This window comes from Thalassospira sp. NFXS8 (assembly GCF_040148805.1).
In the GTDB taxonomy this organism is placed as follows: Bacteria; Pseudomonadota; Alphaproteobacteria; order Rhodospirillales; family Thalassospiraceae; genus Thalassospira.
Map to the genome: position 1 here is coordinate 1,485,018 of NZ_JAGEMF010000002.1, position 18,572 is coordinate 1,503,589.

General features: G+C 53.5%; 17 protein-coding genes. 8 read left to right on the plus strand and 9 right to left on the minus strand.

Annotation, left to right across the window (positions count from 1 at the left end):
- Position 1 precedes the first annotated feature (1 nt).
- Entirely contained in the window at positions 2 to 886 is an 885-nt protein-coding gene (locus J4E05_RS15885) for a carbohydrate ABC transporter permease (protein ID WP_349597377.1), read from the minus strand.
- 206 nt (positions 887 to 1,092) lie between these two features.
- Positions 1,093 to 2,334 (minus strand): extracellular solute-binding protein, encoded by a 1,242-nt coding sequence (locus J4E05_RS15890; protein WP_349597380.1) that lies wholly within the window; start codon positions 2,332 to 2,334, stop codon positions 1,093 to 1,095.
- 123 nt (positions 2,335 to 2,457) lie between these two features.
- On the opposite strand from J4E05_RS15890, the gene J4E05_RS15895 reads away from it, so the two are divergent.
- The gene (locus J4E05_RS15895) at positions 2,458 to 3,666 is read left to right on the plus strand and encodes an ROK family transcriptional regulator (RefSeq protein WP_168184894.1); all 1,209 of its coding nucleotides are present in this window, start codon (positions 2,458 to 2,460) and stop codon (positions 3,664 to 3,666) included.
- On the opposite strand, the gene J4E05_RS15900 is transcribed toward J4E05_RS15895, so the two are convergent.
- Positions 3,663 to 4,055, minus strand: a complete 393-nt coding sequence (locus J4E05_RS15900) for a VOC family protein (protein ID WP_349597383.1) — start codon at positions 4,053 to 4,055, stop codon at positions 3,663 to 3,665. The genes J4E05_RS15895 and J4E05_RS15900 overlap by 4 nt on opposite strands.
- Positions 4,055 to 4,843, minus strand: coding sequence for a RadC family protein (radC, locus tag J4E05_RS15905; RefSeq protein WP_349597386.1), 789 nt, complete (start codon positions 4,841 to 4,843; stop codon positions 4,055 to 4,057). Before radC ends, J4E05_RS15900 begins: the two co-directional genes overlap by 1 nt.
- Positions 4,844 to 5,272: 429 nt before the next feature.
- Between radC and J4E05_RS15910 the strand changes: the two genes are divergently transcribed.
- The 5 genes from J4E05_RS15910 (at position 5,273) to J4E05_RS15930 (ending at position 10,046) form a co-directional block, all read left to right on the plus strand.
- Positions 5,273 to 5,707: a MarR family winged helix-turn-helix transcriptional regulator gene (locus J4E05_RS15910; protein WP_085591581.1), complete on the plus strand. Its 435-nt coding sequence runs from the start codon at positions 5,273 to 5,275 to the stop codon at positions 5,705 to 5,707.
- Between the two features lie 37 nt (positions 5,708 to 5,744).
- Positions 5,745 to 7,010 carry a beta-ketoacyl-ACP synthase II gene (gene fabF / locus J4E05_RS15915; RefSeq protein WP_349597388.1) on the plus strand — a complete coding sequence of 422 codons (1,266 nt, stop codon included), beginning with the start codon at positions 5,745 to 5,747 and terminating at the stop codon, positions 7,008 to 7,010.
- A 242-nt stretch (positions 7,011 to 7,252) separates the two neighbouring features.
- Positions 7,253 to 7,726 carry a MarR family winged helix-turn-helix transcriptional regulator gene (locus tag J4E05_RS15920; RefSeq protein ID WP_349597391.1) on the plus strand — a complete coding sequence of 158 codons (474 nt, stop codon included), beginning with the start codon at positions 7,253 to 7,255 and terminating at the stop codon, positions 7,724 to 7,726.
- Positions 7,727 to 8,116: 390 nt separating this feature from the next.
- The gene (locus tag J4E05_RS15925) at positions 8,117 to 8,686 is read left to right on the plus strand and encodes an isochorismatase family protein (protein ID WP_085591586.1); all 570 of its coding nucleotides are present in this window, start codon (positions 8,117 to 8,119) and stop codon (positions 8,684 to 8,686) included.
- 70 nt (positions 8,687 to 8,756) lie between these two features.
- Positions 8,757 to 10,046, plus strand: a complete 1,290-nt coding sequence (locus J4E05_RS15930) for an MFS transporter (RefSeq protein ID WP_349597395.1) — start codon at positions 8,757 to 8,759, stop codon at positions 10,044 to 10,046.
- Between the two features lie 75 nt (positions 10,047 to 10,121).
- On the opposite strand, the gene map is transcribed toward J4E05_RS15930, so the two are convergent.
- Together map and J4E05_RS15940 are read right to left on the minus strand one after the other, a co-directional pair.
- Positions 10,122 to 10,928 (minus strand): type I methionyl aminopeptidase, encoded by an 807-nt coding sequence (gene map / locus J4E05_RS15935; RefSeq protein ID WP_085591719.1) that lies wholly within the window; start codon positions 10,926 to 10,928, stop codon positions 10,122 to 10,124.
- 431 nt (positions 10,929 to 11,359) lie between these two features.
- Positions 11,360 to 13,306: an alpha/beta hydrolase domain-containing protein gene (locus J4E05_RS15940; RefSeq protein WP_349597399.1), complete on the minus strand. Its 1,947-nt coding sequence runs from the start codon at positions 13,304 to 13,306 to the stop codon at positions 11,360 to 11,362.
- Positions 13,307 to 13,351: 45 nt separating this feature from the next.
- On the opposite strand from J4E05_RS15940, the gene J4E05_RS15945 reads away from it, so the two are divergent.
- Positions 13,352 to 14,095: a GntR family transcriptional regulator gene (locus tag J4E05_RS15945; RefSeq protein WP_349597402.1), complete on the plus strand. Its 744-nt coding sequence runs from the start codon at positions 13,352 to 13,354 to the stop codon at positions 14,093 to 14,095.
- 24 nt (positions 14,096 to 14,119) lie between these two features.
- Here J4E05_RS15945 and sfsA read toward each other — a convergent pair whose 3' ends face one another.
- The gene (gene sfsA, locus J4E05_RS15950) at positions 14,120 to 14,836 is read right to left on the minus strand and encodes a DNA/RNA nuclease SfsA (protein WP_349597405.1); all 717 of its coding nucleotides are present in this window, start codon (positions 14,834 to 14,836) and stop codon (positions 14,120 to 14,122) included.
- A 127-nt stretch (positions 14,837 to 14,963) separates the two neighbouring features.
- On the opposite strand from sfsA, the gene J4E05_RS15955 reads away from it, so the two are divergent.
- Positions 14,964 to 15,182: a DUF6500 family protein gene (locus J4E05_RS15955; RefSeq protein WP_349597408.1), complete on the plus strand. Its 219-nt coding sequence runs from the start codon at positions 14,964 to 14,966 to the stop codon at positions 15,180 to 15,182.
- Positions 15,183 to 15,185: 3 nt separating this feature from the next.
- Here the strand turns inward: J4E05_RS15955 and J4E05_RS15960 are convergent, their stop codons facing one another.
- On the minus strand, positions 15,186 to 16,100 hold the full coding sequence (locus J4E05_RS15960; protein ID WP_349597410.1) for a methyltransferase domain-containing protein: 915 nt from the start codon (positions 16,098 to 16,100) through the stop codon (positions 15,186 to 15,188).
- Positions 16,101 to 16,281: 181 nt separating this feature from the next.
- Complete coding sequence (locus J4E05_RS15965; protein ID WP_349597413.1) at positions 16,282 to 18,474, minus strand: 2Fe-2S iron-sulfur cluster-binding protein; 2,193 nt, start codon at positions 18,472 to 18,474, stop codon at positions 16,282 to 16,284.
- Positions 18,475 to 18,572 lie beyond the last annotated feature (98 nt).

An 18,572-nucleotide genomic window follows, 5' to 3' on the forward strand; every position in this document is an offset into this window, starting at 1 on the left:
ATCAGGCCTCTCCGTGCTTGCGGATCAGATACATATAACCGGCAATCAGGCAGGCGCTGATCAGCACCACGATCAGGGCATAGGAGGCCCCCGATCCGACGCGCATATAGGCGAAGGCTTCCTGATAGACATAAAAACTGACGGTTTTGGTGCTGCTGGCCGGGCCACCCCGGGTCATGACATAGATAATGTCAAACACCTTGAAGGCTTCGATGGTGCGCAAGACCAGCGCCACACTAAGCGGGCCCATAATGGCCGGCAGGGTAATGCACCAAAACCGGTTCCACATGCCTGCGCCGTCCAGGGTTGCGGCCTCGTATAAATCCTTGGGAACGGTTTGCAGGGCGGCCAGCGCGATCAGGGCGACCAGGGGGAAGTTTTTCCAGACATCGGCAACAATCACCATATCAAGGGCGGTTGCCGGGTCACCCAGCCAGGATCGATAGGCATCAAGCATCCCGAATTGCACCAGAAGTGCATTCAGCGCCCCAAAATCAGGGTTATAAATAAGCCGCCACATCATGGCGTTAACCACGGTGGGCAGGGCAAGGGGCAGGATCAGCATGGCACGCAGCAAGGTGCGGCCAACAAAAACCTCGTTTAGCAATAAGGCGACCATCACGCCGATGATCATTTCCACGCCGACTGAAATTACCGCGAAATAGGTGGTGTGCCAAATGGCCTCGCGGAAATTGGCCGAGGACAAGGCACGAATATAATTGTGAAACCAGACCCAATTGTTGGTTAGTTCCGGGGCGACCAGTTTGGCACCCGTCATGCTGTAATAGATTGTTTTGATCAACGGGTATCCGCTGACCCCAAGGATCATCACAATCATCGGGGTCAGCAATAGCCACGCCGTCACCGTTTTACGATGGGAAATCATGGCGGTGGTTCCGGCTCCGGTTGGAAATCATCGTAAATGCTGGTGATAATGACTGGCCGTCAAACCCCGGCATCTATGTCGGCGGGGTTTGAACAGGAACTTGCCAGTCGTGCTTATAATCACGCAGCGCCGTTGGGGCTGATGGGGCGTCCCCTGCCTTCAGGATAAAACCTTATGAAGGCAGGGGCCAGGTTAGTCCAAAAGGGTTACTGAAGATCGGCAATATTGTTTGCCGCGTCGTCAAGCGCATCTTTTGGGGACGTCGTGCCGAGCATGGCGTTTTGCAGGGCTTCTTGCAAAACAGCCGATGCTTCCTGATAGGATGCCATCGTGGGACGCGGTGCCATCACGGCAAAGCTGGTTTTTGCTGCGTTGACGAACGGTTCCTGGCCCTTGATCACGTCGGGATTGCTATAGGATGCTTCCCAGACCGGCAGGCTGAGCTTGGCGTATTTGTTTTGCACTTTTTGCGACGTCAGGAACTGGATGTATTTCCAGGCTTCTTCCTTGTGCGTGCTTTTGCTGGGAATACCAAGGCCCATTGACCCATTGACGGCCGACGCCTTTGAAACGCCTGCTTCGCCCGGTGCCGGAACAATGCCAACATTGCCGGCAACCTGGCTTTCGGCCGGATCATTGGCAAGATTATACATGTAGCCCCAATTAAGTGCGAAAGCGGCCTGTCCACTTGAAAAGACGCGACGGACATCTTCTTCGGCATATTCGCGCGAATTGGGGTTGGTCACGCCATCATTGATGGTCCCGACCATGTATTGTAATGCCTTAAGGCCGCCGCCTGTATTAAAGGCCGGTTTGCCATCTGCATCCAGAAACTTGCCGCCCATGCCTGAGAGGATGGTGGTGTAGTCGCAAATTGCGGCTTCGGATTGTGACCACGACCAGACCAGCGGATAATCAACAATCCCCTTGTCCTTGATGACCTTGGCCTGGGATTCAAGTTCTTCCCATGTTGCGGGCGGATGATCAAACCCGGCTTTTTTCAGCATGTCCTTGTTATAAAAAAGGAACTTTGTATCGGCAATCCAAGGCATGCCATAATATTTGCCGTCATATTCCACCGTCGTCCAGGCCCCGCTCAGAACAGCTTTACGGGTTTTGTCATCAATACGGTCTGTTACGTCTTCCAACAGTTTGTATTGTGCAAATTCTGCAGGCCAGATCACGTCATAAAGAACAACGTCATAGCCATTGGCACTTTGCGACAGCACAATTTTGTCGTGCAGGGCCTCGTAGGGGACCAGCTCAACATTGACATCGACGCCAGGATTGGCCGCCTTGAAGTCAGCGGTCATGTTGCGAATGTCGTCTTCGCTATAGGCCGCCTGGGCCATGAACAGCGCATTTAGCGTGACATCTGCGGCATGTGCAGCGCCGGAAATGGCAAAGACACCGAAAACAGCCCCTTTTAGGATATTCCTGATCTTCATGTTCTTATCTCCCTGATAAATGAGATACGCAATGACTGAGACGTGATCTTTTTGATCACAGGCTTTATTATTAATTCAATTTGATGTAATTAATAATGGATAAATTTAGGGAGGGCAATGGTGATGATAAAAAAACAGTCTGAAAATGTAACCGGCACCAACCTTCTGCATGCTAAAAGTCACAATCGCCGCGCCATTCTCGATGCCGTTCGACGCCGTGACGGCCTGTCGCGCGCTGATATTACCCGCATCACCAATCTGTCTGCCCAGGCGGTTTCAAACCTTGTGGCCGAACTGGAAGAAGCCGGGCTTTTGCTTGCGGGTGAACCGGTTCGGCAAAAACGGGGGCAGCCCGCCCGGCCATATCGCCTTAACCCTGAAGGCGGTTTTGCCATTGGCTTTCAGCTAAATGGTACGGAAATTGATGCCGTCCTTGTGGACCTTCTGGGTGAAGAGCGCTGCCGGTTTAGCCAGCAAATCAAACATCCCGATCCTCATCAGGCCGTTGACCTTCTGGTTGCTGCCAGTCACGAGATAATTGCGAAGTCCGGTCTGGATCCCGAACGTAATATCGGGATCGGCATTGCCATGCCGGGCCCCGTCGGCATCGCCGGGCCAACCGGCATTGCGCCGGGATGGGAAAGTTTTGATCTGGCCAGTGCCATGCGAAAAAAGGCGGGCTGCCCGGTTTTTGTCGAAAATGATGCTGATGCTGCGGCCATTTCGGAAAAGCTTTACGGGACCGGGCGCGACCTTGATAATTTCGTTTATATCTTTATCGGTGTTGGTTTGGGCGCGGGATTGTTTCTTGATGGCCGAATAATTCGTGGTGCCAAGGGGGCGGCAGGCGAGATTGGCCATATTCCGATACAGGTTAATGGTCGCCAATGCGGCTGCGGGCGCAAGGGATGCCTTGAACGTTATGTTTCGCTGTTGGCCTTGTACGAAGAATTTGATGCGGGCCATCGCGACGATCTGGTTCATGATGCGACCTTGACCCGGCTTTCTGCCATGTCACCAGATGACATACCGGTTCGGAAATGGATTAATCAGGCCGCATTGCATTTGACAACGACCTTCCAGATTATCTCAAGCATGTTGAATCCGCAGGCGGTTATATTGGGGGGGCTGCTGCCTGAAGCGATCCTGTATGCTCTTTGGCAGGAAGTCACCCGGCTGCAAGAGGCGGATGGTCCGACACCCACCGGCGATCATTTGCCGGTTCTGATTGGTGATGCCAGCACTTATTCCGCAGCACGTGGTGCTGCGGCCCTGCCGATTTACCAGGAAATGATCCCGGATTTTCAAAACATGCTGAAAGTTCGGGATTAGGCTGGTTGTAACAAATCCCACTTGTTGCCGTATAAATCCTCAAACACGGCACCGATGCCATAGGGTTCGTGGCGTGGGTTTTCTAAAAAACGAACGCCGTTTTCGACCATGCGCGTATGATCCGTTTGAAAATCATCCGTCATCAGGAAAAAGCCGACCCGCCCGCCAGTTTGCTGGCCGATAGCGCGTTTTTGACTGTCGTTCACCGCCCGGGCCAGCAAAATCCGGGTTGCGTTGAGCGGGGCGCGTGGTGGCGCGATTAAAACCCAGCGTTTGCCATTGCCCATATCGCTATCTTCAATCAGCTCAAACCCGGCCTTTTCGCAATAAAAGGCGATGGCATCGTCATAATCCGCCACCACAATCGAAATCTGCCCGATGATTGGCATCAGATAAGCCCCAGTGTTTTAAACGAATTATAGCCCGCCCGGCTGACAATGATGTGGTCATGCACGTTGATTTCCATCGCCTTGGCGGCGTCGACAATTTTGCGGGTCATATCAATATCGCCGCGTGAGGGTGTGGCATCACCGCTGGGGTGGTTATGCACCAGAATGAGGGCCGATGCGTGTAGTTCAAGCGCGCGTTTGATCACTTCACGCGGGTAAACCGGGGTATGGTCCACCGTGCCGCGCTGGTGGCATTCATCGGCAATCAGGCGGTTTTTACGGTCTAAAAACAGCAAATGCAGTTCTTCGGTATTGCGATGACCCAGCCGCACCCGGCAATAATCGATCAATTGTTCCCAGGATGCGATGACGGGCAATGCCATCGCCCGTTCCCGGGATAAAACCTGTGCGCTGGCTTCGGCAATTTTTAGGGCGGCGATTGTCGCCTCGCCAATGCCCTTGCATCCTGCCAGTTCGCTTTGGCTGGCTGCCAACACCCCGGCCAGATTTCCAAAACGATCAATCAATGATTTTGCCAGTGGTTTAACATCGCCGCGGGGAATGGCCATGCACAGTAATAATTCCAGTAATTCATATTCGGCGAGTGCCGCACTTCCGCCTTTTAAAAAACGCTCACGCAACCGTTGGCGGTGGCCGAAATAATGGGGCTTGGGTGCTTTTCCCGACGATTGGGCGACTGCCGCCGTTGAGGGTGGCTGGTCTTTGTTTTCCGCGTTTTCCGCAGGTAAAGCTGCGGGTTCTGGCGCCATTGCGGCTGTTGTGGACATTGTTGGTTCAGGTGTCCCCCTTGCATCAGACGCGGGGGTGCCGGTGGTGCGGGATGCGCCCGTTTCTTTGCGAAGGGGGGCGTTGGCACGGGACGATTTTTGGGGCGTGTTTATCGCCCGAGGGGGAATTGCTGAAGGGGTCGTTGCCGTCTGCGACCCGGGGGTTTGGTCATTCTGAGGGGCAATGTCTGCCAATGCGCCCGCAGGATCAAAATAGATCCGGCTGCCATCATCAATGTTGGATTGAGTAGGATTGCGGGGTTTTTCGGCACTCACGGCAGGCTCCTGCGTTGATGCAATTTGACGTTGCAGGTGCAGTTTGCGTTGCCATGCCGCTGCTGTCCAGTGGCAGCGTTCATTGCCGAAGGGTGATTGCGCGGAAATGTGAATTTGTTTGACTTGTGTATATGCACAGGTTAGGCAGTTGAAATGACAATACCATTGCCCGCAGCCCTGATTGATGAATGTTTGGTGTTAAAAAGCCGCAAGGCGGCGCGTGCCATAACGCGCCGTTATAATTTGCGCTTAAAACCGTTTGGGGTGCAGTCAACGCAGGCGTCGCTGCTTTTTTGTATTGCCCGGGGCGGTTTTCAGTCGATCAGCAATCTTGCTGTTCTGATGGACCTGGAACGCAGTGCGTTAACGCGCAACCTTGCAGTATTGCAGCGGGGGGGTATGATTGCCCCGGATCAAACCGGGCAGGGCAAAACCCAGATTTTTTCACTCACCCCGACAGGGGTGGAAAAGGTAAGGCAGATCGTGCCTGTTTGGGAAGAATTGCAATCTGCCATCCATCAGGAAATGGGGGCTGATACCTGGCAGGCAACCCAGCAGGCGTTGGCATTAATCGGCAGGATTGGCTGAGAATTTTGATCAACATTTTTTATTTGAAGACGAGGGCATGATGACGCAGCGGATAGTGGTGACCGGAATGGGCCTTGTGACGCCCCTGGGATGCGGCCTTGATGCTGTGTGGCAACGGCTGATTGCCGGTGAATCCGGTATTGTGACCCATAACCGGTTTGACAGTAGCAATTTATCAACCAAATTTGCCGCCCTGGTGCCCGATCAAAACGAACATCCTGCCGGGTTGAATATGGACGATGTGGTTTCCAAAAAAGACCGCAAAAAAGTTGATCTGTTTACCATTTATGCCCTTGCGGCCGCCGGGCAGGCTTTGACGCAGGCAGGCTGGGTTGACCTTGATCAGGATGCCAGGGATCGCACCGGAACCGTCATTGGTACCGGTATTGGCGGGTTGCCGGTAATTACCCATGCCGAGGAAGTCTTGATCGAGCGCGGCCCGTCACGGATTTCGCCCTTTGTCGTGCCCTCCTTCCTGGCCAATATGGCCGCAGGCAATGTGTCGATAAAGCACGGTTTTCGCGGGCCAATTGGCACCCCTGTAACAGCCTGTGCTGCCGGTTTGCAGGCCATTGGTGATGGTGTTCGCCTTATCCGGTCTGGTGAAGCTGATGTGGTTTTGGCGGGCGGTACCGAAGGGTGTGTTGATCCCTTGTCAGTCAGTGGTTTTTCGGCTGCCCGTGCCCTTTCAACGCGCAATGACGCCCCGCAGGAGGCATCCCGCCCGTTTGACCGCGACCGTGACGGGTTTGTCATGGGCGAGGGGGCCGGTTTGATGGTAATTGAAACGCTGGAACATGCGCTGGCCCGCGGGGCAACACCACTGGTGGAAATTACCGGTTATGGCACCAGTGCAGATGCCTATCATTTAACCGCAGGCCCCGAAGACGGATCGGGTTGTGCATTGGCGGTTCAGGCAGCTTTGCGCATGGCGGGGCTTGGGACGACCGATATTGGCTATGTTAATGCGCACGCAACATCCACGCCGGTGGGGGATCGGGCCGAAGTTGCCGGTTTGCGCCGGGTATTTGGCGATCATTTGCCCAATCTTCCCATTTCATCGACCAAATCGGCAATTGGCCATTTGCTTGGTGCTGCAGGTGGTGTCGAGGCGATTTTTACAGCGCTGGCCCTGCGCGACGGCATATTGCCCCCCACCCTTAACCTGCATCACGTGGATGAAGGCCTGGAAGACCTGGACTTTGTGCCCAACCATGCCCGCAAGGCTGATTTGAAACATGCCTTGTGCAACGGGTTCGGGTTTGGTGGCGTTAACGCATCGCTTTTGTTAAGCGCCATATAAAACGCGACACACGGCAGTAACTTTCTTTTTTATCGAACGTTACAGACTATTCGGCCAGCTTTGCACATATGCGGGGCTGGCCGTTTTTGTTTGTCGCACAGGTATGGTGCGGACATTCCGGTTCTTAATTGATGATTTTAAAATTGTTATCAGGTGCGCTTGACAATACAGAGGCTTCGTCTATTTTCACCAATATAGAAAGGTAAACTTGGTAGATTGCCTTTGTATGTGAAAGCCATGATATGACAAACACCCAAGATAACGCCGAACAATCTTCTTCCTTGCCCGCACCAACACCCGCCCTTGCCCTGGCCACCGAACTGCATGCCATTATTGGCAGATTGCGGCGTAAATTGCGCGCGCAGGCGCATTTGGGCGACCTGAACTGGACGCAAAAAGGTGTGCTGCGTTATTTGGAAAAAGATGGCCCCGCAACCGTAACGGTGCTGGCCCGCGCCGAAGGTGTGCGCCCGCAATCAATGGGGGCGCATATTACGGCATTGGTGAATGCCGGGCTGGTTGTCGGCCACCCGGACCCGAATGACGGGCGGCAAACCTTGCTGTCCCTAACCCGGTCATGTCGTGACTGGATGCAGGCCAGCCGCGCTGTGCGCGAAGACTGGCTTTATCATGCCATTTTGGAAAACTTTTCAGACGAGGAACAACAAACACTTTCTGATGCCACCAATCTGTTACGCCGGATTGTTGATAGCTAATACCTGTTTCCACTGTTTAAACCGGCAAATGGCAGATCGCCAGACTGCGATATTAACACCCGGCGCAATGCCGAAAGCCAGGCGATCACTTTCAAGCCGCAAGCCATGATCCATCGGCCTTCCCGCCATCCAGTTTCGTTATGCCGTTCCTTGGGGTTTTGCCTGCTGCGATATGACCTTGGCATGTTGTGCCCGGTTTGCCCAGAAACCTGACTGCGGCGCCCTTAAATGACCGATTTTTTTTAATGCTTCTGTAGATGCCCCCGGCATCTGTTGTGTTTGCAAATAGTGCCCGCCATGCTGTCAAAACGGCCGTCTGCACCCTGCCTTGTTGTTTTTCCGTGCCCGGTTCTGCGCCCCCAAATTCGCCCTAACAAAGGATTGCGCCCCATGTCTGTTACTGTTCTTGATCCCCAAACTGCCCTGATCGTGATTGATTTGCAAAAAGGCATTATGGCTTATCCGACAGTTCATCCGATCGAGGATGTATTGGCAAAATCGGTGCAACTGAGTGGGGAATTTCGGGCGCGCAATTTGCCCGTGGTGCTGGTCAATGTTGCGGGCATGGCACCGGGTCGTAACGAACAACCACCCCGAACCGCAACATTCCCGCCAGACTGGGCCGACTTGGCCCCCGAACTGGGGGCAGGCACCGGCGACCATTTGGTAACCAAACATACATGGGGTGCGTTTAGCAAAACCGGGTTGGCTGATTATCTGGCCCAGCAGGGTGTAACACAGGTTGTTATATGTGGTGTTGCCACCAGCATCGGTGTGGAATCCACGGCACGCCAGGCCCATGAACTGGGGCTGAATGTGACATTGGCGGTCGACGCCATGACCGATATGAACAAAGACGCCCATGTTAACAGCGTGACGCGCGTTTTTCCGCGCCTGGGCGAAACCGGAACAGTTGCCGATATTATTGCCTGTTTTGATCGTGAAAGTGCCGGGAAATGACAACACAAAAAAAATGGTCCCGGCAATTTCGGGCTAATCATTATTCCGCCCGATTATGCGGGGGGCTGTTATGAAAAACCCGATGAAAGGCACCTTTCGTTCGTTGGCGGTTTATAATTATCGGGTATGGGCCAGCGGAGCGATCATTTCCAACACCGGTACATGGATGCAACGCACCGCCCAGGACTGGATTGTTCTGACGGAACTGACAGACCATAATTCAACGGCCGTGGGCATCGTCATGGGGCTGCAGTTTGGCCCGCAGTTGTTGATGTTGCCCTTTACCGGTTTTGCTGCCGACTATTTTGACCGTCGCAAACTGGTGATGGTGACACAGGCCCTGATGGGATTGCTTGGCCTGGGGCTTGGCCTGCTAACGATAACCGGCCTGATCGAGCTTTGGCATGTGTATGTTTTTGCTTTTTTGCTGGGCTGTGTTGCCGCTTTTGACGCACCCGCGCGGCAAACCTTTGTTTCCGATCTGGTGCCGGAACACCATTTGTCCAATGCCATCGCCCTTAATTCCACGTCCTTTAATGCAGCTCGCATGATTGGCCCGGCGGTTGCCGGTGTTTTAATTGCATTCGTGGGTACGGGTTGGGTGTTTTTGTTAAATTCAGCGTCATTTATTGGTGTGTTGTGGTCTTTAATGGCGATCCGAACCGGGGAACTGAATGTCACCCGGCGCCCCTTGCGCGGGCGGGGTAATCTGGTCAGCGGTTTTCGCTATGTTGCTGCCCGGCCCGATTTGATGGCGATCTTTCTGATGCTGTTTCTGATTGGCACTTTCGGGCTGAATTTTCCCATTTTCATTTCGACAATGGCGGTTACGGTTTTTCATGCCGGGGCCGGGGAATATGGCATGCTGTCATCCATGATGGCTGTGGGGACGGTCATGGGGGCGCTGTTTGCAGCACAAAGGGCCACACCGCAAATTGGTCTGTTATTTTATGGTGCGCTGGTTTTCGGGGTGGGATGTATCGTTGCGGCCGTTATGCCAAGCTATTGGCTGTTTGGCGCTTCGCTGGTGATTATTGGTATTGCCGCCCTGACTTTCATGAGTTCCAGTAACGGCCTGATCCAGCTTTCAACCGATCCGATGATGCGGGGGCGGGTTATGGCTATTCGCATGGCAATTGCCATGGGCGGCACGCCAATTGGCGCACCTATTGTCGGCTGGATCGCCGATCAATACGGGCCGCGCTGGGCTTTGGGCGTGGCGGCCCTGTCGGGGATTGCCGCGGCAATTGTGGGGTTGGTTTACCTGGTTAAATATCGCGAATTGCGTATTCGCCGGGTGGATGGGCGGTTGCGCATTCTTGTAAACGAGGTGCCAAAGGTGACAATGGCGGCTGAATAAAAAAAGGCAGGCCAGGTTTTGAACCGGTCTGCCTTTTATTCATTTACCGAACCATTGCTGGTTTATTGCGGCGTATTATTGTGCCGCGTCGCTGATGGCATAGGGTGGTTTTTCCATTCCGGCAGGTGATGTGGTAAAGATTTCATAGCCATCTTCTGTCACACCTAGCGAATGTTCAAACTGTGCTGTCAGTTTGCGATCGCGGGTAACGGCCGTCCAGCCATCGGACAGAACCTTGCATTCGTAGGTGCCCTGGTTGATCATGGGTTCGATGGTAAAGATCATGCCAGGTTCCAAAACAAGGCCTTCGCCCGGTTTGCCATAATGCAGGATATTGGGGGCATCGTGAAAAACCTGGCCCAGACCATGACCACAAAAATCACGAACAACCGAAAACCGTTCAGATTCGGCATAGGACTGAATGGCATGGCCAATATCGCCCAGTGTCGCGCCGGGCTTTACCGCCCGAATGCCGCGCCATAGTGCTTCATAGGTTACGTCTACCAAACGTTGCGCCATCACCTTGGGGGTGCCCGCAATATACATGCGGCTGGTGTCGCCATACCAGCCATCAAGAATAACGGTAACATCAATATTCATGATGTCGCCATTTTGCAGTTTTTTATCACCGGGAATGCCATGGCACACAACATGGTTGATTGATGTGCAAATGGATTTGGGAAAACCGCGATAATTCAGGCAGGCCGAAACGGCCCCATGATCACGAATATACTGATCGCACAGATCATCAAGTTTGCCGGTGGTTACGCCGGGCACGACATAGGGGGTAATGAAGTCCAGCACTTCCGCAGCCAGCCGTCCGGCGGCGCGCATGCCTTCAAATGCTTCGGGGCCGTGAATCTTTACTTTGCCGTTTGCCAACCGAATTCTCCTTGTGTTGGCGATCCTTATGGGGCGGGCCCCATTTCTCACCGATAATGCTTTGCAGCCTAATGAAATAATCGTTGTAGGCCCAAGAAGCAAGGTCCGGGCGCGCAACAGGACCAGGTTAAAAGGCCAATATGCCCCCATTATTGTAAATTATGCTTTGTTATGGATCATATTTGCCAAAATTCGGGCCTGCTGCGGTTGTTAATACCTGTTTTGATTGCACAGATAAGTGGGGGTGGGCAAAAATATTTAATCAGGGGCGATCGTGGCACGCTTTCCCGAATGGAGGATTGAGGGGCTCTGATTATTTTTATGCCGGTTTTGCGGCATGAAAAAAAGCCCGCCATAAAGGCGAGCCCAGGGTATGGATGGCGGGTGCATGAGAATACGGTTCATGCACCCGCCGCGTGTGCCCTGTTTCGTTAATTGTGCAGACTAACGCTTTGGGCCCTGGCTTTATCCATCACATAATCGATGTCGTCAGGCAGCATATAGCCCTGCCTGATCAGGTTCTGCGATGCTGCGCGAACATTATCCAAATAGTCGGTCTGATTTTGATAATGTTGCGCAAGGCTTTTGCGGCCATCGCCCGATGCATTGTTTTCAAAGGGCACAAAAAGCCCGGTCAGGCTGCATAATTCACCCGGGGCATAGCCGTCATTACGCAGGTTCCAGCCAGCATAGGTGCCCAAAGGTGCCGCGACATAAGGCAGGGCAACACCACCGGTCGGGTTGCCATTGGCATCAACGGGCGGGACATATGCGGGGTAAGTTGCACCGCGTTTGGGCGGAACGGCTGAATGATCCATGACCTGTAATGTGTTATAGGCCGGCACCGGGGCCGTGTCGCCAAATTTTGGCATTTTGAAATCGGCCAGCGGCGTTAAAGTGCCGTCTTTAAGGTTTGGATAGCGGCTGGCGGGCGGTGTTTTACCCGTTGTGATCCAGTCTGCCATGCGCGCATACAAGGCCCGCATAACCGGGGCCGCACTTAGCGGGTTGGTGGGGTAACGACAAACCGGATCCATTTTTGATTCAGTCGCCCAGCCATTGAAATGCGGCGCGCCCTCAATAAAATAAAGCCGCACATTTTCAGGCATCTCAAGCGGTTTGCCGTCTGGCGATGTTGTAACCAGTGAGGCGCGGGCCTGCCAAAACTCGGTCGAGGTATCGGTATGCATGATCTTGGGGCAGGTGTCTGTTTTTTCGCAGACGTCAAGGATGGAATCCTGTTTGCCCGTCAATGGATCGGTTGTTTCGGTGTAGGTAAACGGGAACTGATCACCGGGATAGTCGTGGTCTTCATGTTGGCGTGAATACCGGCCCGGTTGGGCAAAACGGTAATTGGTAAAGGTTTTGCGCGAACCGGCAATATGCGCCATGGCACCGTCGAAAACCTTGGCCCCGGTTTCGTCAGCATTAAAACCCTGATAAATGAAATCGCGCAGGAAACGCCCGGATTGCGAAATGCCAAGTCCCACTGTGTGCTTGATGCCCGTTAACGGGTCCCGGGCATCGTGGCCCGGATTGCCCCGCAGGAAAGAAATGACATCGCTGGTCGCAACGAAAGAAAGCCCTTGCGGAACCGGGTTTTTGGCCGGGTAAACGAAATCGTAAATGGCACCGGCATCCATGCCCTCGGGGCGGGTGATTTCAATTTCGGTGGGGCTGATATAAGTGAAGGACAGCCCGGCCGGGGTTGTACGTGGATCATTTTCATTTTCGCGAACGGTCAGGGTTGCTTTTGTCGGGTCCAGGTCGGCGGCGGGATAGGTCAGGGTGCCTTTGCCGGTTGTACCCGGTTTGTCAAAAATGAACTGTTCGCGCGATGGACCGGTAATGTCGTTAAGCACCGGAAGGTCAAGATTGATGGCTGAGGCGGGTAAATCGCTTTGCCAGCCCGACCACACCACAGTGTCGCCGCGCAGCATCAAAAATCCGTCACCGGCATCACCTGCCTTTGCAGGGATATCTGAAGATGCTGACCGGTTTAAAAGCATAAAGCTAAGATTACGTCCCCTGTTTGGGACCTCATAGAAAAGCAAACCGGATTTTTTATTGGCATCTGTCGGTTGTAGAATTGAAACCTCGGTCGAAAATACGATTTCGCCCTGCTGGTTAACAGGAACCTTGTCAATATCGACAATGTTGGCCACACGAGGAGAGTTCGGATCGACGGCGAAGGTTGCCTTGGCATCAATGCGGTCATAAGTGCCGATTGCGGGGAAGGGCATACCTTCAAAAGCCGCGCTTTTTGCTGTGATTTCAAAATTGGTTACCCGGGCATTGGCATCAGTCGCAGTGCCGATACTAATAACACCGAGTGCAAGCATTGCTGGTAGTGCAATTTTTTTACTGCGTTTGTGCATAGTGTCCTCCCTTTTGGTTGAATTATTATCTGCACGCTAAAATTAATGTTGTTTTTGTGTGCAGAGTCAACTTTCTTGTATACAAAAAGTAAAAATACGTATGCGGTGTATCGAATGACGACAAACACATTTCACAAGCTTAGAGACGATATTGAGAACGGGATTCTTACGGGAGATTTTGCGCCCGGCGAACGATTGGATGAAACGCAGTTAGCCACCCGATTTGGCGTATCGCGCACCCCGATCAGAGAGGCCCTTATGCAATTAAATGCTATCGGCCTGATCGAATTTCGACCGCGCCGGGGGGCGGTTGTGGCCGATCACGGACCCAAATATGTGTTTGAGATGTTTGAGGTGATGGCTGAACTTGAGGGGATGGCAGGTGCCCTGGCTGCGCGAAGACATACGGCCGACGATAAAGAACAGCTTTTAAGCGCGCATAACCGATGCCAGGCAGCAGCCGACAATGAGGATACCGACGCCTATTATTATGAAAACGAGGCTTTTCATCACGTCATCTATTCCGCCAGCCAAAACAGCTTTTTGAACGAACAATGTGCCTTTCTGCATCGGCGCCTAAGGCCCTATCGCCGCCTTCAGTTGCGTGTGCGCAACCGTATGAAGACGTCTTTTGATGAACATGAAGCGATCATTGAAAATATTCTGGGGGGGAACGCGGAAGCGACACGGGCCCTTCTGCTTGCCCATGTAAAAGTACAGGGTGACCGTTTTAGTGATCTTGTTGCCAGTCTGGATCAGATAAGGGCCGGGGCGACAAAACATCGCTAATCTGTGTGCCAGATGTAATGCGCTTTAACCGGTCGGCAAAACGGGTAGCTTGTTGCGCACCGTGACCGATAATGGATCAATGGCGCAATCATAGGCAATGGCTTCAACCCCGTGTGATGTGGCAACCTTGAAACGGGCGGCATAATGCGGGTCAATATCGTTGGCCAGCGTGAACCGGTCGCAATCTGTGCGCTGGATCAGATAAAGCATGACGGCACGGTGGCCCTGGGCAACCATTTCGGTCATTTCATCAAGGTGCTTGGCGCCGCGTTTTGTGACGGCATCGGGAAATTCGGCAAGGCCCGGCTGGGCATTATCGCGTTTTAAATGCACGTTTTTGATTTCGACGTAACACAGGCCTTTGTCAGGGTCGGATAGTAAAATGTCGATCCGCGAATTCTGCCCGTATTTAACTTCGCGTTTCAGGGTTTCGTAACCCGCCAGTTCCGGGATTTTTCCGGCAAGGATGGCTTCTTCGACGATGGCATTGGGGTGGGATGTGTTAATTCCCACCATCGCATCGCCCACCTGGCATAACTCCCAGCTATGTTTCAGTTTGCGTTTGGGGTTATCCGATGTTGAAACCCACACAGCCAGCCCGGCATCCTTTAACCCGGTCATCGCACCGGGGTTGGCACAATGCGCGGTGATAACATCGCCATTTTCCAGTTCAATATCGGCCAGAAAACGCTTGTAACGCTGGATCAGTTTGCCACGGATAAGCGGTGAGGGCAGGTGCATGGTCGGCCTTTCAAAAATCTGTCCTGACAGAACCTGTCATGTGTGTCGGGTAAACATCGTGCCAATTTCACGGCATTTCGGTCATACATCACCCCCCTGATGCCCAAAGGTGTTCAAAGGATCAGATATGCGAGACAGCCTTCGCCAAAAGATCATTGAAATTTGCGACAGGAAAATCGCGCAGAAAGGGCCAAATGTCGGCTTGTCATTTTATGCGTTTTTTGCCAACCGCAATGATGACCCCGACCTGTTGATGGAGGCTGCAAACTGGTGGATCAAAACCCACCAGCTTGATCATTTTGAAAAGGCCACGAAAATTCGCGAGATGGTTCAAGGGGGTAAGTAAGGCCTAGTTTACCGGCTTTGGTTTGTCTGGCACATCGCCCAAAAAATCAACCAGGCTAACCTGTCCACTGCCACGGCGCAGGGGTTTGGGCTGGCTTTCATCGGGTGACCATGCGGTAAGGTACACCACCTGAAAACGGGCATTTACCCGTCCGTCGGGTCGGGCGTGGCGGTCGTGGTAAATTGCGGCAGCACGGGCAAGGGTGCTGCGTTTGGTGAATTTTTTGCTGCGTTTTAAAATCAGGTTGCTTTCGCCCATACCGGCAAGGTCGCGCATCAGTTTTAGTGCGTCGGGGTAATCCACCGTGATTTCATCAATATCAACCACTGGCAGGGCAAAGCCACTGCGTTGCAAAAGCGCGCCAGCATCCCGGACATCAATAAACGGCGAGATGCGCGGTGATACCCCGCCTTCTTCTTCGGCTTCGGCCGTCATCAGCGCATCGCGTAAATCTTTTAGCGTTTCCCCACCCAGCATTGATGCCAAAAAGAACCCGTCGGGTTTTAGTGCCTGCCGGGCCTGAACCAGCATACCGGGCAAATCATTCACCCAGTGCAGCGACAGGTTCGACAGGATCAAATCCAGCGACCCGTGGGCAAACGGCAAAAATTCCTCGTCCGCGACAAGGGTGGGGTGTTTGACCGCACCATTTTGGGCGTTGCGGGCATAACCCAGCGAAATGTCGGATTGGAAAAGTGTTTCAATGCCGCCGCGTTTGCCAAGGATCTGGCCCAACTCGCCACTATGGCACCCCAGATCAAGCGCGGTGGGGAAGCTGCGTGTGGTGTCGTCCAGCCTGTCGGCCAGCCGTTCGGCTGTTTCGGCAAACAGAAAATTGTAATCCTGCGACCGGTTTGCCGCACGGTCGCGGCGCATTTTCAGGATACGGCGATCAAACACCGTAATCGGATCGCTCATCAGGGGCTCCACTGTGCGGAATGCTATATTTGCCCTTTAAATAGCCCGCACAGTGCAGCCGTGCAATGGATCATCGGTTTGACCGGGCCGGATGGCCCGACCGCGCGGCGGGTTTGATGGCACAGCATATTCATTTTTGTATCAATCATGATACGTATATGAATGCACCTTGCAGATGTCACTAGACATCAAGAACCAGTTTGGCACTGGCGCCTGCGGCAGGCATGGCGCAACATAAAAGCGCATTGTTATTGTCGCAACTTGCCGAAGGCGGGTTGGCATAGGCAACATCGCCGCTGATAATTGCGGCCTTGCAACTTGCACAATTTCCACTGCGGCACCCATAATCCGGGCTTAGGCCTTCGGCTTCGGCCAGGTCCAGCAAGGTTTGGTTTTTGTCGGGATGCCAATGGGCGGTTTTACCGCTTTGGGCAAAGGTGACTTCAACCGGGGCATCGGAAACGGTGGCAGGCGGGGCGTTGTCCGATGCCCCGGTTGCCGGGGAAACATCTGGCGTACGGGTTAAGCTGGCAGGGCCAAAGGCCTCGGCATGGATGCGGGTATCGGCAATGTTTTTGCTGCGCAGTCCGTCATACAGGGCCTGCATGAAACCCGGCGGGCCGCACAGATAAAAATCGTAATCATCAAACGGCAGTGCTGATTGTAAAAGGTCCATGTCGATGAAGCCGCTGGCATCATAATCGCGGTGGGGCAGGGCATTGTTGGTGTCGCCCAGAACCCGGATGATTTTAAACATGCCCTGCGATGCCTGTTCGAGTTCGGCCAGTTCGTGTTCAAAGGCACGGTCCTGTTTGTTACGTGCGGCATAAAACAGCCAACAGGGTTGAATGCGCCGGGCGCGATGGGCTTCGTATAATATGTGCCGCATCATTGCGATGAACGGGGTAATGCCAATGCCGCCTGCCATCATCACAATCGGGCGGTTTGATTGGATGTCTGGCACAAAGTTTCCTTGTGGTGCGCGGGCTTCGATGATGTCGCCAATGGCAATGGTGTCGTGCAAATGGCGCGATACGCCGTTTTGACGGGCAACACTGATACGGTAGTTCCGGTCAGTTGGGGCCGAGGACAGCGTATAGGTGCGCACATGTTTGCTGCCATCGGCCATTGTGATGCGAATGGGCAGGAATTGGCCGGCAACAGGCGGGATTAATGTGCTGGAAATGGCATGTTGCGTATTTGCCCCAGTCTTTTCCCCAGTCTTTTCGCCCGTGTTTTCATGTGCGTTTGTGCCCGTATGCCCGCGAACGGGGGCCAGATGGAATGATTTCACCGACCGACTTTCATTAACAATGCGAACAACTTCAAGCGGCCGCCATTGATTTGCCATCCGTAATGCAATGGCACGCTGTGCGGCTTCGTCCCAGGTGCCGGTTAAAAGGTTGTTTGGGGATTGTCCGCCATCGCGCGGGTGCCAGCGCAGGGGCAGTGCATTTTTACGAATAACGATGTGAGTGGGGGAAAAACGCCACAGGCGTTCAGCCCCCTGAAAATGAGCAATTTCGGGGCTGTCGAGCAGGATTTCGGCCCGGCCGGTCAGTTGCAAAATAGTGCCGGTTTCAAAATCGGCAAAAATCAGCCCGGCGCGTCCGGTTTGCAAAATATTACCCAGCGTATTGAAAAACAGGTTTCCTGCAAAATCGGGGATGGTCAGCCCGCCATCGTCGTCAAGCCTGACAAAGCCCGGTTTGCCACCCCGGTGTGAAACATCCACTTCGCGGCGTGCGTGGGAGGTGGAACCGGGGGTTTCCGTGGCGCGGTCTGCATAGCTGGCGACAAAAAACGTATCGGCATTTTTGATCAGATTTTGGCAAAAATCATCGGTATGGTCGAGACGGGTTACGGTTTCGTCCGGGTTGGCAGCAGTGCCTTGGGAGAGGAAATAATGGTCGCGCAGGCGAATATATTGCGGGCAATTGCCAAAGCTGTGATGAACGGAAATTTCAAATCCGGCATCGTCAAAATTGGCAATACGGCCATTCATGCGGTTGCGGCGGCGCGTTTCAAGCTCGATTCCCAAAAGACCGACTGATTTGCCATTGGCAAGGCCGCCTTGGGCCGGATCATTGCTGTTGGGGGACAGGTTGATGTGTAATGTGGTGTCGTTTTTTGCCCGCATAAAGCCGGGGGAGGCGGTGCGAATAGTGGCCCAGACATTATCGCGGTCATCGACAGTACCCAAAACCACAAAGGGCAGTTTGGCAAAGAAGGTGCGGTGTTGTTCGATCATATGGTCGCGAATGGCACGGTTGCCGATTTCGGCCATTTGCGTGGTAATTCCCATGTGTTGATGAAGGGTGCGTTCACCTTCATGCCATGTTTCAGACGCTGGCTTGGAATATGACATCGACATGGGAATTACCTTTGCTGAAAAAGCAGGCACCAAGGGGCAGCGGCACCCAAAACGGGGCCGCCTGCCGTGTTCGGCGTTTGAAATGCGGGTTGGTGATG